This is a genomic window from Saccharibacter sp. EH611 (genome assembly GCF_009834765.1).
In the GTDB taxonomy this organism is placed as follows: Bacteria; Pseudomonadota; Alphaproteobacteria; order Acetobacterales; family Acetobacteraceae; genus Saccharibacter.
This window is the reverse complement of record NZ_WVHP01000002.1, coordinates 181,079-194,555: the sequence shown is the minus strand read 5'-3', so window position 1 is coordinate 194,555 and position 13,477 is coordinate 181,079. Positions and strand designations below refer to the sequence as shown.

Here is a 13,477-nt window from a genome sequence, read left to right as displayed (position 1 = left end):
ATTGGGAAGTCAATAAGCACTCTTTCAATAGGTCGCGACTTCTTATCGCTATTTTTTTAAAGAGAGTGCATTTTCACGGAGGGTGAGACTAACTGCTTCTTCCTATTGTTCCCATTCACTGGGGAGCGGCTGGCATTCGATTTGTCCAGACCTTACGTGACAAGCTCTCCAGCAATCCTCCAATGTCGGAAGACGGGCATATGCGATACTCTTTCTTCTAAAAAAATAGAACATGGCATCATGTGCTCGAATTTGAGTGAGCCTCTTTGTCATGGCTCATATATGACGCCACTCCATAATAAACAGCGTTAATGCTTAGGCAGTGGGATAGAGATTCCATTAACGATTGCTTTTCCCTCATTCAGTCGAATGTCCCAACCGCTCATATCCGCTCCTTCCGTATTGCTCATCATACGGGCAACAGACAGTCCCGCCGTGACGCTAACAGGGGCGACTGTGCTAACACGTTGGATGAGAGCGCCAATATGGCTAATGGAGAGGTGCAGCGTACCTTTGAGGTTTTGCACGCCTGGGGCGACCCATAATGTTCCTTTACCCTCAATCTCACTCTTACCAATTGTGTTTCTGAGACTATGAAGATCGACATGATAGGGGGGCGTAGCGGCTGGGTAGAATGTCAGGTCGCCGGAGCCTTTACTTGGCAATAGAGGATGATCTGTTGGCAGGCCAATCGCACCAAATTTAACGTGGATGCCGGGCGATGTTGTTAAAACAGAGAGATGGATATTCTTGACCGTAATATCTGTTCTCCCCGTTTTAGAAAGCGTTGCGATAGACCAGTGGGCTTCTGGGGTTGAGTCTTTCACTTCGTCTGTTTCAGGGATAGGCATGCCTTGGCAAGCGTCGCTAACCCCGTGATTAAGCGCACTTAATGCGGCATAAGCGGCTGCAGCGTTAATACGTTCTAGCGCGGACGAATCAAGGTGGTGGCTATGGTCTGTAAGTTGTGTGCTCGCAATGCGCAGTGACAGGCCTGTACCCGGAAGGGCTGCACGAAAATCTGTACTGGTGAGCGTGTGGGAGCCATCTTTTGTATGACCAGGCGTATAGGTAAAACATGCCTCAGAAAGCGGTGGGAGTGTCTTGGCAGAGGCAAGAGGAGAGAGCACCCCAAACATACCGACACAGGACAAAACCCCTACCATATATGAAAGCCGTGACATCATCCTTTTCGTGACGCCGTGCTGAGCTTCTGGCAATGAAGCATCAGGATAAGAGAAAAGAGAGGTATGGGTCATGGCTGGGTTGGATCCTGAAAACTGGTCAGCATTACGTGCTTTGGGTCATCAGATGCTTGATGACATGTTTACTCAGCTTGAACATCGTCATCAGCAACCGGTCTGGACCCCTATGCCTCACAAGGCACGTGAAGAATTGCGGCAAAGCCTACCTCATGATGGGTGTTCTCTTCCAGAAATTTATGAGCGCTTCCAGAAGCTTATCGTTCCTTATGATAACGGGAATCGTCATCCACGTTTTATGGGGTGGGTGCATGGAGCGGGCACGCCCGTTGGGATGCTGGCCGAAATGCTGGCAGGAGGTTTGAATGCGAACTGCGGAGGGCGTGATCATGCAGCCATTGAAGTCGAACGGGAAGTTCTACGCTGGGCGCGAGAAATGGTTGGTTTGCCGGTGGAAACAGGGTCAGGCTGTCTTGTAACAGGCTCCTCAATGGCGAATTTTATTGCCGTAATTACGGCAAGTCGTGCTTATTACCCCGCATTGCGTCAACAAGGTGTGCGGCATCATGCTCTTGTTGGGTATGCGCCAGAAAGTGCACATGGCTGTTTACCCCGTGCTTTCGATCTTGCAGGATTAGGCAGTGATGCATTGCGGAAAATTCCTACCGATGGCGCTCATCGCGTCAAAGTTGCCGCGTTACGAGAACAAATTAAGCGTGATCGCGCGGCGGGATTAGAGCCTTTTATGATAGCCGGAACAGCGGGCACTGTGGATTGTGGTGCTGTTGACCCGCTTGACCACTTAGCGGATGTCGCACAAGAGGAGCAGCTTTGGTTCCATGTCGATGGGGCTTTTGGGGCTTTAGCGTGTTTGTCCCAACGTTATGCGCCGCTGTTAAAGGGTATTGAACGCGCCGATAGTGTGGCGTTCGACTTCCATAAATGGGCACAAGTGCCCTACGATGCAGGATGTGTGTTGGTGCGTGATGGGAAGCGTCATGCGGCGGCTTTCGCACAATCATTGGATTATCTTGTGCGAGAAGATCGTGGGCTTGCGGGCAACGCTCCATGGTTTTGTGACTTTGGGCCAGACCTCTCTCGTGGGTTTCGTGCGCTTAAGGTATGGATGACCTTAAGCCATTATGGGGCCGACCGCATGGGAGAGGTTGTGAACAAAAGCTGTGCAGTAGCGCGGCATTTGGCTCAACGAATAGACCGTACAGATGGCGTGACGTTGCTTGCTCCTGTAACGCTGAATATCGTTTGTTTCACCGTTGATACATTAAGTGATGACGCGCTTTCCGAACTCGTGAAAGACCTTCATGAAACAGGAATTGCCGCTCCTTCCACAACACGGATCAACGGCCAGCTCGCTATTCGTGCTGCGATTGTGAACCACCGCACAGAGACACAAGACGTGGATCACATGCTTGACGCTGTGATCGCCCTTGCAACAAAGCGTCTTAACGCCGGCGCGTGCGAGGATGAGAGCTGAGCAGGGCGGTCAGTTGCGAGACCATTGTGTCGCCCAGATCCTCGGCTGAACCGATCGTGACACTGTCTTGATAATAGCGTGTCACATCATGGCCAATACCGATGGCGAGGAGTTCCGCGCTTTTGTCACTTTCAAGCTGAGCGATGACGCGGTGTAGATGATGATCCAGATAGTCTGGGCTATTGGCCGTTGATGTGCTGTCATCAACAGGAGCACCATCGGAGATAACCATTAAAATACGTCGATGCTCTGGCCGATGTTTGAGGCGCTTCCATGCCCATAGGAGTGCTTCGCCATCAATATTTTCTTTAAGCAGACCTTCGCGCAACATTAAGCCAATATTGCGCCGGGCCCGCCGCCACGGCATATCAGCTGACTTATAGATGATATGTCGTAAATCATTGAGCCGTCCTGGCTGTGGGGGACGATCTTCTTGCAGCCACTTAACGCGACTTTGCCCTCCTTTCCAGGTACGGGTGGTGAAGCCAAGAACTTCCACCTTAACGCCGCAACGTTCCAGTGTGCGAGCAAGAATATCCCCACAGATCGCGGCGGTGGCAATAGGGCGACCGCGCATAGAACCAGAATTGTCAACGAGAAGCGTAACAATCGTATCACGGAACTCAGTGTCTCCCTCACGCTTGTAAGAAAGGGGCAGAGCTGGGTTGCTAATAATACGAGGCAGACGGGCAGAGTCTAAAATACCCTCTTCTTGGTCAAAGAACCAATGGCGCTGCTGTTGGGCCATGAGGCGTCGTTGCAAACGATGTGCCAGACGTGAGACGAACTCTTGTGTTTGCTCAAGCTGCTCATCAAGCGTGTCACGTAAGACGTCTAACTCCTCAGGATCACAGAGATCTGACGCATGAATTTCTTCATCAAATTCTTGCGTGAAGACGTGATAGGGTTCTTCGTGCTCTGATTCTTCTGAAGACGTAGGAGAAGAGGAGGGGCCCGCAGCTTCTTCTTCCCCTTGATCGTCAGACGTTGGAAGGGCCTCCATCTCGTCAGAATCAGGATTTTCAGACATGCCACCTTGGGAGCCTTCCTGCGACAGCTCACCGCTTTCTTCGTCTGTAGCGCCTTCTTCTCCCTCTTCGTCTCCTTCAGGAGAAGGGGATTCTTCTTTTTGTGGATCAGGGTTTGCGTCATCACCTGTCGGCGGTTGCACGTTCTCTTGTTGCTCAGCGGTTGTGTGCTGCAAACCGCACGCTTCGATAAAATGCTGACTAGCCTGAGAAAATGCTTTTTGGTCGCCCTGTTGGTGCGCCATGTCTTTCAGGGCCTGTTGAGCTTGCGGGCTAAGCGATTGGCGCCATTGTTGCAGGGCGGCATTGTGATCCAAGGATGCGTATGTTGTTGGATCCAGAGTTTGCCGCGTGAGCAGCTCTAAGGCCAGAGGAGCTGGCATGTCCTCACGCTTAGTCATGTCATCAACGCGCAGGGTTGTGCAATGGCGTGTAAGCCGATCTAGAAGATTGGCTTTGACACCAGCCATATGACGAGCCCCGTAGACCTCACAGCGTGCGTGTTCCACAGCGTCAAAGACGCGCTGCGCTTCACGGTCTGCAATGGCAGGCGCTAGCTCTGGGTTATGATAGCGCTGGTAGAGGGCTTTTGCATCGACGTCACCGCGAATGATGGCCTGTGCTTGCGGCGAGAGGTCATCATGATGAAGGGCGGAAAAATCTGGCTTTTCGCTGCCTTCCTGGGCCCCGCTGAGGGCGCGTAGGGTGGCGAACGTCGCTTTACGGAAGGGCTCATACTGGCTGGACATCGGCGGTCACCCCAAAGGAGAAGTGTTGAAGCAACGCTGATAATATTCAGCGACTGTCTCACGTTCAGCTTCGTCACATTTATTAAGGAAGCTCAGGCGGAAAGCGAAAGCGACATCATGAAAAATCGTGACATTTTCAGCCCAAGAAATAACAGTACGTGGGGAAATAACCGTTGAGATATCACCATTCATGAAGCCAATACGGCTTAAATTCGCAAGAGCGACCATGCTCTGAATAAGGGCAGGGTCAAACTGATCGCCCATACGCGACTGCACGATGCGCGCTTCTTGCTCAGCAGGGAGATAGTTCAATGTTGCGACGATATTCCAGCGATCCATCTGCCCCTGATTGATTTGCTGCGTGCCGTGATACAGCCCCGTTGTATCACCAAGCCCGACCGTATTAGCGGTTGAGAACAGGCGGAAGGAGGGGTGTGGGTGAATGACGCGATTTTGGTCAAGCAGCGTAAGAGCACCATGTGCCTCGAGAACACGTTGGATAACGAACATAACATCAGGGCGTCCCGCATCATATTCGTCGAAAATAAGCGCGCAGGGATTTTGCAAACACCAAGGTAGGAGCCCCTCACGGAATTCAGTTACTTGCTGACCATCACGTAGGGTGATCGCATCCTTGCCGATCAAGTCTATACGCGAAATATGACTGTCGAGATTAATACGCACGCAAGGCCAATTCAGGCGGGCTGCAATCTGGTCAATATGAGATGATTTGCCCGTGCCGTGAAACCCTTGAACCATAACGCGTTTATTGTAGATAAAACCCGCTAAAATGGCGCGTGTCGTATCATAATCAAAGCAATAGGCCGGGTCGATCTCGGGTACTTGATCCGTGCGTTTAGACCAAACCGGCACATCAATATCAATATCAAGCCCAAAAACCTCACGCGCTGGACGCAGCGTGTCAGGAGTCGGTGGCAGAGTCTCAGTTAAAGAATGGCTCATTGAGAGTGTCATGTCAGGGCTCCTGCATAAGAGGTCACATCATGTGAACAAAACTTACTCAGCTGTGGCAACGTTCTCGGTAGATGTAAAATGTGAGCGCAACGTCGCATAAGCTGAAGCAATGGTCTTAAAGCGCTCTTCAGCGCGGGGGTCATCCTTATTCGCGTCAGGATGATAACGTCGGGCGAGTGCCCTGTATCGTGTTTTTACGTCCTCTAATGTTGTGGGCCACCCAAGATCAAGCAAGGCCAAAGGTTGGCGGAGTGCTTCTGGGGCCTGTTGGCGCGGTGGGGCTTCTTGCGTGGGATGGGCGCGCCGGGCATTGAGAATATCCAGCGGGTCTTGAAGATCATCCACGGTAAAAGAGGTTCGAGCACTCCCTGTCATGGAGCCCAGCTTCCAAGAGGGGCGCTGCCATGACGTATCAGCCCGTAGATGATTTTCAATCTGTCCCGGCGTCATCCCGCGATAATAATCCCAATTTGCATTATATTGGCGTACATGCTGGAGACAAAACCAGTAATAGCTGCGAAGATTGTCCCGACCGCGTGGCGCACGATATCCGGCCGGCTGGTCACAGTCGGGATGATCACAGCTTTGGTTCGGTGCATCTGGATCAGGATCAAAGGCTCGTGTTTTGGACGTTCTGCGCTGCATGAGGGATGATATGGGGAAAGCGTCCCCCGAGATGCAAGCATTGAGTAGCGTTTAAAGAGAGATTTTGCCCATGAAGCCGACTGATACGCCTTCTGCTCACATCACAGATGAGGTTGGTTCGTCTGATCGAAAAGAACGGATGACAGCCCTTTTGGAGGATGCGTTGGCGCCTTCAAAGCTTATCATTCGCGATGAAAGTAAGCGCCATCAGCACCATGCTCATGCTCGATCTGCTCAGAGAGATGCACGTGGGCCGCAGCAAGTTGGGCAAACGCACTATACGATGGAGATCATTAGCGAACGATTCGATTCGTTACGTCCACTTGCACGGCATCGACTTGTGCATGAGATTCTTTCTGATGAGTTTGAGCATGGCCTTCATGCTCTTTCATTAACCTTGAAGGGGAGTAAAGAAGCATGAAACATGCGGCGAAACGGCGCTGGTGGAGTGCATTATTTTATGTGAGCGTTTTAGGTGCTGTTCCATTGGGTATCTCTGGTTGTGCGACGAGTGGGTATGCCCATCTTCCGAGTGACCAGCAGGAGGCTGTTCGTCGTATAGAAGATTACCTTAACAGCATTGTCTCTCTCAAAGCAGACTTTGCTCAAGAAGGGCCGGGGCAACAGCAGGGCGATGGTCAGTTTACCTATGACACCCGTGTTCTGAAGATGGATTATGCGCTTCCTCAAGGGGTGACGTTGGTTGCACGCAATGAACGACTGACATTGAAAGATCCATCCAATGGATCTGTGACGAAAATTTCATTAAAGCGTAATCCGCTTGGATATTTGCTGCGTCAACCTTTGCGGTTTAATGACGGTATTCAAGTAACGAACGTGATACATGGGAGTGATTCGCTCCAGGTCTCATTGGCTGAAGCAAACAATCCCTCCCAAGGGTTGTTAACGATGCAGTTTTCAGACATCCATGGACGTCTTTCCCTTATTGGTCTTCAGGGTGTTGACGCCCATGGACATCGTTTTGGTTTGTCTTTGTTCAATGTAAAAGAAGAGCTATCAGAACCGAACGATGCGGTTAGTCCGTCGTCATCAGCGCAGTAGTGCCGAAGACGCTTTCCCAACTTGCACGAAGGGCCTGGTCAGCGTCGTGCATGGTAATGTGCGGGTGGAAGCGCTGAAGACTTGTCACCCCGTATTCGCGAATACCGCAGGGAATAATACCTGAAAAATCATCAAGGTTGGGCACGACATTCAATGAGATGCCGTGCCAACTAACCCAGCGGCTAATACGAATGCCTAAAGCAGCAATTTTTGCTTCTTGTCCCGTCGTGGGGTCGATACACCATACGCCGATACGTCCTTCTCGGGTGAAAGCATCTACATCCAGAAGGGCAAGAGTATTGATGAGCCATTGCTCCAAACCTTTCACGTAAGCGCGAAGATCTCGTGGCGGGATAAGGCCATGAGGGCGTGTCAGATCCAGCATAACGTAAGCGAGCCGCTGTCCAGGGCCGTGATAGGTCCACTGACCGCCTCGTCCTGCATCATAAGTTGGGTAATGTTGCGGGTTGAGGAGGTCCTCCTTTTTGGCAGAAGTGCCCGCTGTATAAAGCGGGGGATGTTCGGTTAGCCAAATATGTTCGGGAGATTGTTTGCTGCGAATGTCCTGAACGAGTGCCTGCATGCGTGTGCATGCGTCGGGGTAAGCACGAAGAGAGGAATCGTGTTCCCATAGAATTTCTTCAAAAATATGCGTCATAGTCATTGCCCTTCTGTTAATGATGGGCTATAGGCGTTTTCACCGAGACGGTCACGCGAAATTATACGCCTGATTGTCTGGCTACGGGGCGGCCGTGGCGGAATGGTAGACGCGCAAGCTTGAGGTGCTTGTGGGGGATAACCCCGTGGAAGTTCGAGTCTTCTCGGCCGCACCAATGTTTCGATAAAGCGAAACGTTGTTCTCTTGCACAATATGACGGTTGGGTGGATTGGAAGATTTTTCTAATCTAGTCGCGAGAAAGCCTGATTTCCTTCATAGTTTTGACCCATTTTTCCTTTTTTGTCCTCTCGCCAGGTCAGTCTGGAAATGTAAGCTATCTGGGTTTACATAAGAGCTGGCGCCCCTTTTTGATTTGGTGACTGTATTGTAGGGGCATAAGGATTAAGGAGAGGGTATGATTAAGCCATTGCGTAAAGCAGTTCTTCCTGTGGCGGGGCTTGGGACGCGTTTTTTACCTGCGACGAAAGCAATGCCGAAAGAAATGCTGCCCGTTGTGGACAAACCTCTCATCCAATACGCTATTGATGAGGCGCGTGCTGCAGGCATTGAGGAATTCTGTCTTGTAACAGCGCGCGGAAAAGATAATCTTATTGATTATTTTGACGTTGCGTATGAGCTTGAGAGTACATTGCGTAATCGTGGAAAGATTGCTTCCATGGCTGCTCTGGAAGCAAGCAGTGTGCCAGCTGGCTCTCTTGTTGCTGTGCGTCAGCAAAAACCGCTTGGGTTGGGGCATGCTATTTGGTGTGCACGCAGCTTCATCGGGGATGATCCTTTTGCCATCTTGCTGCCAGACGACATTGTAAAAAGTGGTCGCAGTTGCGTTGCTCAGCTGGCTGATGTCTATAATCAAACAGGCGGCAATGTTGTTGCGGTTAATGAGGTGCCGGCAGACCGAACAGATCGTTATGGTGTGTTGAAAACGGGTGCTGATGATGGGCGTATCGTGGACGTAGAAGGGTTGGTCGAAAAGCCTAAACCTTCGGAAGCACCGTCAAACCTTGCCATTATTGGGCGTTATATTTTGACGGCTGACGTGCTCAAACCGCTTTCAGAGCATAAATCTGGCGTTGGGGGCGAGGTTCAACTGACAGATGCAATGGCTGAGTTGATCGGCAAACAGCCTTTCCATGGTTTGCGCTATGAAGGCACGCGTTTCGATTGCGGTGACAAGCTTGGTTTCTTAGAAGCACAAATTGCTATGGGGGTTGATCGCCCCGATTTGGGTGATGCTGTGCGGTCTTTCCTTAAAAAATATATCTGAGATTTTATCATGACATCTTTTAAGCATCATTTTGAGCCATCTAACCTGCGTGAGTATGATATCCGCGGGATTGTCGGTAAAAGTCTTCATAATGACGACGCCTATGCTCTCGGGCGCACTTTTGGCAGCATTGTTCGGCGTTCAGGCGGGCAAGTTGTTGCGGTTGGCTATGATGGGCGCGTGTCATCACCTGATTTAGAGCAGGCCTTGGTGAAAGGGCTGGTCGCTTCTGGCATTACGGTGTTGCGTGTAGGTTTAGGGCCGACCCCAATGCTGTACTATACGTCTGTAACGCGTAAGGCCGATGGAGCGATTATGGTCACGGGGAGCCATAATCCGCCTGATCATAATGGCTTTAAGATGATGCTGCATGGCAAGCCATTTTTTGGTAAGCAGATCAAGCAGCTGGGTGGCTTTGCGGAAGCAGGCGATGTTGTGGAAGAAGCCGCTGGGCAGGTTGAGACAGTTGATCCGTCGGACAGCTATATTACGCGTCTTCTACAAGATTACGACGGTGAAAAGCCTTTAAAGGTTGTGTGGGACAATGGGAACTCGGCAGCCGGGGACGTGCTTACGCGTCTTGTTAAGCATTTACCTGGAGAGCACACGGTTCTCTTCCCAGAGATTGACGGTACATTTCCTAATCATCATCCTGACCCAACCGTTGAAGCTAATCTATCCGATTTGATTGCGGAAGTCCGTCGCCAAAAGGCGGATGTTGGGGTCGCTTTTGATGGCGATGCAGACCGCGTTGGTGTTGTGGACGGCGAAGGCAACATTCTGTGGGGGGATCAGATTCTCGTGCTTCTTGCACGCGATGTGTTGCAAAAGCGTCCTGGTGAAACCATTATTGCAGATGTGAAAGCAAGCCAGGTTCTCTTTGACGAGGTTGCGAAAGCTGGTGGTAAGCCACTTATGTGGCGCACAGGTCACTCTCTGATTAAAAGCAAAATGGCAGAAACAGCCTCTCCTTTGGCTGGTGAAATGTCGGGTCATATTTTCTTTGCAGATAAATGGTATGGCTTTGACGATGCGCTCTATGGCGCTATTCGCGTCTTGGGCATTGTGGCGCGTTTGCCGGAAACTCTAGCGGCATGGCGGAGTGCTCTCCCAGTGATGGTGAATACGCCCGAGCTGCGTTTCCCTTGTGATGACACACGTAAGTTTGAGGTCATTGCTGAGGTTGCTAAGCGTCTGGAGCAAGAAGGCGCGAATGTGTCCGCCATTGATGGTGTTCGGGTGCAAACAGATGATGGCTGGTGGCTTCTCAGAGCATCCAATACGCAAGCGGTTTTGGTGGGGCGTATTGAAGCACGTTCGCACGAGGGCTTGGACCGACTCAAAGCAGCGTTTACAGCGCAGCTGAAAGCCTCTGGGCTCGAGGCCCCAAATTTTGATGCGGCTGCTTCAGGCCATTAAGGCTGGCTGAATCACGTGTCCCGCTGGGGCTCTTCTATATGGCGGTGGGTGGTGGATTTTGTATGCCCACCGACCTGCCTAGCTTGTGGTGAATCTATCCAAGCGGGAGGTTGCTTATGTGCCTCCTGCTTTAGTGCACTCCATTTTATCGTGGCGCCGTGCTGCCAACGATGTGGTGAGCCTTTGTCAGCTTATGAAGTAGCGGATGATGGGCAGGGGGTTTGTGCTGCCTGCCAGCAATATCCTCCGTTATGGCAACGGGCGCGCGCTGCTTTTGTCTATAACGATATGGCACGGCGCCTGATTTTCCCGTTGAAATATTCAGATCGTCCCGGGCACGCGGCTTTTCTTGCAACTTTTATGGAGGAGGCTGCACGCGAGCTGCTTCAGCCTGGCGTTGTTGTGATTCCGGTGCCTCTCCATGTCAAAAAACTCAGAAAACGACGTTACAACCAAGCGGGCCTTTTGGCCTTTCACCTTGCGAGGAAACAGCATGTTAACGTGCTGTTCGATGGGCTGTATCGGCGCCAAAACACACGCTCTTTAGCACATCTTCCAGTCGCTGAGCGGAAAGAAGAACTCCATAATATGTTTGGCGTTAAGGCATGTTATCATGCACGTCTAAAAGGTAAGCATGTGGTGCTCGTTGATGATATTCTAACAACGGGAGCAACAGCTGAAGCCTGCTCTCGGGCTTTACTTGATATAGGCTGCTCAAAGGTCGATATTATAGTAGCTGCCCGTGCTTGTGCGGGACATACAGTCTTAACATGAGGATTTTTGGTATGGCGAAGGTTGAAATTTATACACAAGCGGGTTGTCCGTTTTGCGTGCAAGCTGTGGCGTTGTTGAAGCAGAAAGGTGTTCCATTTCAGGAGATCGACGCACCGCGAGGCACACCCGAGCGTGAAGAAGCGATTAAGCGTTCAGGTGGAGGGCAAACGGTTCCACAAATTTTTGTGGATGACCAGCCTCTTGGCGGGTGTCGCGAGTTGATGCAACTCGATCATGGTGGTGCCCTAGAGTTCCTATTGCAGCGCTCGTAGTCATGTTGCGCTTTCTACACTATAGCGGCCTCGTAATGTTGGTCGCCTTTAGCCTGGGGGGAATGTCTTCTCAGGCTTCTGCTGAACCATCACAGTTATCTTCTCATTCTTCACGTCCTGAAGAGGGACTATGGCTCGTGAAAGAGAAAGACGGGATATTCCGGATCGGCCCGTGTAATGACCGGAAAGATCGGCTTTGTGGCTGGCTTGTCGGGATGGATTATACAGAAGCCGAACCTGAGAAAGATATCTGGGGACGCTCTGAGTGTGGTTTGCAAATCATTTCTGATATGAAACCTGTCGATAACGGACGGTGGGATGGTCATATCCTAGACCCTCATACCGGGCGTACATATGACGCGCGTCTCTGGGTGGCAAAGAGTGGTCACCTGAAACTGCTTGGTTATCTGGGGATTCCTATGTTTGGACAGACGCAGACATGGAGCCGTTACCATGGTGCTTCGATCGGTCAAAAATGTCGCATGAAGCACGGATGAAGCTGGGTTGATGCTGTAGCATTATGTGCATCTGGAACAAAATTACTTAACAGAGTAAACTAAATTTTACAGCGCCGTCTGAAGGGAGTTTCAGAGCGGGCATTTGGCACAAGGAGGGCATATACATTATGTCTCAGCATCTTTCTCGGCGTCATTTCTCTCTAGGCCTTGCAGGGCTAGGGGCAACGGCTTTGGCAGGCTCTGTTCGTGCAGAAGTTCCGCATGAAGGCGAGGGTGAGTCTAAAACATTATGTTTCGTTGGTGGTTATACCCAGCATGGGCCTCCAGGCATTTCGGGCAATGGCGAAGGGATTGCGGTGTTCGAGATGGAGCGCGATACGGGTGTGCTCACTCTGATCACAACCTTTATGGATATTCCAAGCCCCTCTTTTATTACTCTTACGAAAGACCGAAAGTTTTTATACGCTCTTAGTGAGATTAATGATTATAACGCTGAGGGTGACGGTTGTATTACTGCTTTCGCTGTCGACACGCATACGGGAACCTTGGCCAAGATTAATACAGTGAGCTCCGGTGGCGCTGTGCCGGCACATTTAAGCATCCATCCTTCAGGAAAGTATGTGCTCGTTGCGAACTATGTGGGGGGCTGTGTTTCGGTTATTCCGATTCGACATGATGGCTCTTTAGGGGAAGCGACGGATGTTGTTCATAATACAGGGCCGCGCCAGCCCGAGAGGGCAGAAGATAATCCGCAAGGTAATTTTGCTGTTTCAGATCACTCCGGTTCACATCCCCATATGATTGGGACAGATCCAAGTGGTCGTTTTGTTTTGGCAGATGATGCTGGACTAGATCGCGTCTATGTATGGACATTAGATGAAAAGCACGGGAAGCTTATCCCTGCGAAGAAAGCATATTATAATATGACGCCCGGCTCAGCACCGCGGCATTTTGTTTTCGATCATAGCGGCCGCATGCTGTACAATTTGTGTGAGCAGAACTCTAAGGTCGTCGTTTCTAAGTTTGATCCTAAAACGGGTGAAATTACGTTTATTCAGAGTGTGAGTACGGTGACATCGCACTTCCGTGGATCAACATTGGCGGCTGAAATTTTAATTTCTGAAAGCGGGAAATATATCTACGTTTCCAACCGTTTAGGTGATTCGTTGGCTGTTTTTGCTGTTGGCCAGGATGGAACCTTGATCTTGGAGGACGAAGTCTGGATGCATGCCGATTATGGGCGTGCCATGATGTTTGATCCGAGTGGGAACTTCCTATTCTGTGCAAATCAGCGTTCTGATGTTGTTACGACCTTCCGTGTTGATCGTGATACAGGCAAGCCGCGTTTTGTTCATAAATTCACGCCTGTAGGGAGCCCAACCACCTTTGCCTTTATGGTCACTGATGCGTAGTACGGGGAAGGGGGCTCTAAGGCCCCCTTTTTCACAGGAACCG

The 13,477-nt window shown here is 50.8% G+C and carries 14 protein-coding genes and 1 tRNA gene; 10 read left to right on the top strand and 5 right to left on the bottom strand.

Annotated elements, in window-relative coordinates:
- Positions 1-308: 308 nt before the first annotated feature.
- Positions 309-1,259, bottom strand: coding sequence for a hypothetical protein (locus GS535_RS02430; RefSeq protein ID WP_160792288.1), 951 nt, complete (start codon positions 1,257-1,259; stop codon positions 309-311).
- On the opposite strand from GS535_RS02430, the gene GS535_RS02425 reads away from it, so the two are divergent.
- Positions 1,258-2,697 carry a pyridoxal-dependent decarboxylase gene (locus tag GS535_RS02425; RefSeq protein ID WP_160792287.1) on the top strand — a complete coding sequence of 480 codons (1,440 nt, stop codon included), beginning with the start codon at positions 1,258-1,260 and terminating at the stop codon, positions 2,695-2,697. The genes GS535_RS02430 and GS535_RS02425 overlap by 2 nt on opposite strands.
- On the opposite strand, the gene GS535_RS02420 is transcribed toward GS535_RS02425, so the two are convergent.
- The 3 genes from GS535_RS02420 to GS535_RS02410 are packed head-to-tail and all read right to left on the bottom strand — an operon-like array spanning position 2,666 to position 6,094.
- A complete protein-coding gene (locus tag GS535_RS02420; RefSeq protein WP_160792286.1) occupies positions 2,666-4,474 on the bottom strand; it encodes a cobaltochelatase CobT-related protein in 1,809 nt (602 codons plus the stop codon). The genes GS535_RS02425 and GS535_RS02420 overlap by 32 nt on opposite strands.
- Positions 4,475-4,480: 6 nt before the next feature.
- Positions 4,481-5,437: an AAA family ATPase gene (locus tag GS535_RS02415; protein ID WP_237442181.1), complete on the bottom strand. Its 957-nt coding sequence runs from the start codon at positions 5,435-5,437 to the stop codon at positions 4,481-4,483.
- 54 nt (positions 5,438-5,491) lie between these two features.
- Positions 5,492-6,094 (bottom strand): J domain-containing protein, encoded by a 603-nt coding sequence (locus GS535_RS02410; RefSeq protein ID WP_160792284.1) that lies wholly within the window; start codon positions 6,092-6,094, stop codon positions 5,492-5,494.
- Between the two features lie 70 nt (positions 6,095-6,164).
- Here GS535_RS02410 and GS535_RS02405 point away from each other — a divergent pair, with 70 nt between their 5' ends.
- On the top strand, positions 6,165-6,515 hold the full coding sequence (locus GS535_RS02405) for a BolA family transcriptional regulator (RefSeq protein ID WP_160792283.1): 351 nt from the start codon (positions 6,165-6,167) through the stop codon (positions 6,513-6,515).
- On the top strand, positions 6,512-7,156 hold the full coding sequence (locus tag GS535_RS02400; RefSeq protein WP_160792282.1) for an outer-membrane lipoprotein carrier protein LolA: 645 nt from the start codon (positions 6,512-6,514) through the stop codon (positions 7,154-7,156). Before GS535_RS02405 ends, GS535_RS02400 begins: the two co-directional genes overlap by 4 nt.
- Here the strand turns inward: GS535_RS02400 and lipB are convergent.
- Entirely contained in the window at positions 7,131-7,838 is a 708-nt protein-coding gene (gene lipB, locus GS535_RS02395) for a lipoyl(octanoyl) transferase LipB (RefSeq protein ID WP_370518166.1), read from the bottom strand. The genes GS535_RS02400 and lipB overlap by 26 nt on opposite strands.
- A gap of 64 nt (positions 7,839-7,902) precedes the next feature.
- Between lipB and GS535_RS02390 the strand changes: the two genes are divergently transcribed.
- The 7 genes from GS535_RS02390 to GS535_RS02360 all read left to right on the top strand — a co-directional run bounded on the left by GS535_RS02390 (position 7,903) and on the right by GS535_RS02360 (position 13,434).
- Positions 7,903-7,989, top strand: a tRNA-Leu gene (locus GS535_RS02390).
- Between the two features lie 240 nt (positions 7,990-8,229).
- Positions 8,230-9,099 (top strand): UTP--glucose-1-phosphate uridylyltransferase GalU, encoded by an 870-nt coding sequence (gene galU / locus GS535_RS02385; protein WP_160792280.1) that lies wholly within the window; start codon positions 8,230-8,232, stop codon positions 9,097-9,099.
- A 9-nt stretch (positions 9,100-9,108) separates the two neighbouring features.
- Positions 9,109-10,518 carry a phosphoglucomutase/phosphomannomutase PgmG gene (pgmG, locus tag GS535_RS02380; RefSeq protein WP_160792279.1) on the top strand — a complete coding sequence of 470 codons (1,410 nt, stop codon included), beginning with the start codon at positions 9,109-9,111 and terminating at the stop codon, positions 10,516-10,518.
- A 15-nt stretch (positions 10,519-10,533) separates the two neighbouring features.
- Positions 10,534-11,292: a double zinc ribbon domain-containing protein gene (locus GS535_RS02375; protein ID WP_370518161.1), complete on the top strand. Its 759-nt coding sequence runs from the start codon at positions 10,534-10,536 to the stop codon at positions 11,290-11,292.
- An 11-nt stretch (positions 11,293-11,303) separates the two neighbouring features.
- A complete protein-coding gene (grxC, locus tag GS535_RS02370; RefSeq protein WP_160792278.1) occupies positions 11,304-11,564 on the top strand; it encodes a glutaredoxin 3 in 261 nt (86 codons plus the stop codon).
- A 2-nt stretch (positions 11,565-11,566) separates the two neighbouring features.
- Positions 11,567-12,061, top strand: coding sequence for a DUF2147 domain-containing protein (locus GS535_RS02365; RefSeq protein ID WP_160792277.1), 495 nt, complete (start codon positions 11,567-11,569; stop codon positions 12,059-12,061).
- 128 nt (positions 12,062-12,189) lie between these two features.
- Positions 12,190-13,434: a lactonase family protein gene (locus GS535_RS02360; protein ID WP_160792276.1), complete on the top strand. Its 1,245-nt coding sequence runs from the start codon at positions 12,190-12,192 to the stop codon at positions 13,432-13,434.
- The last annotated feature ends 43 nt before the right edge of the window (positions 13,435-13,477 follow it).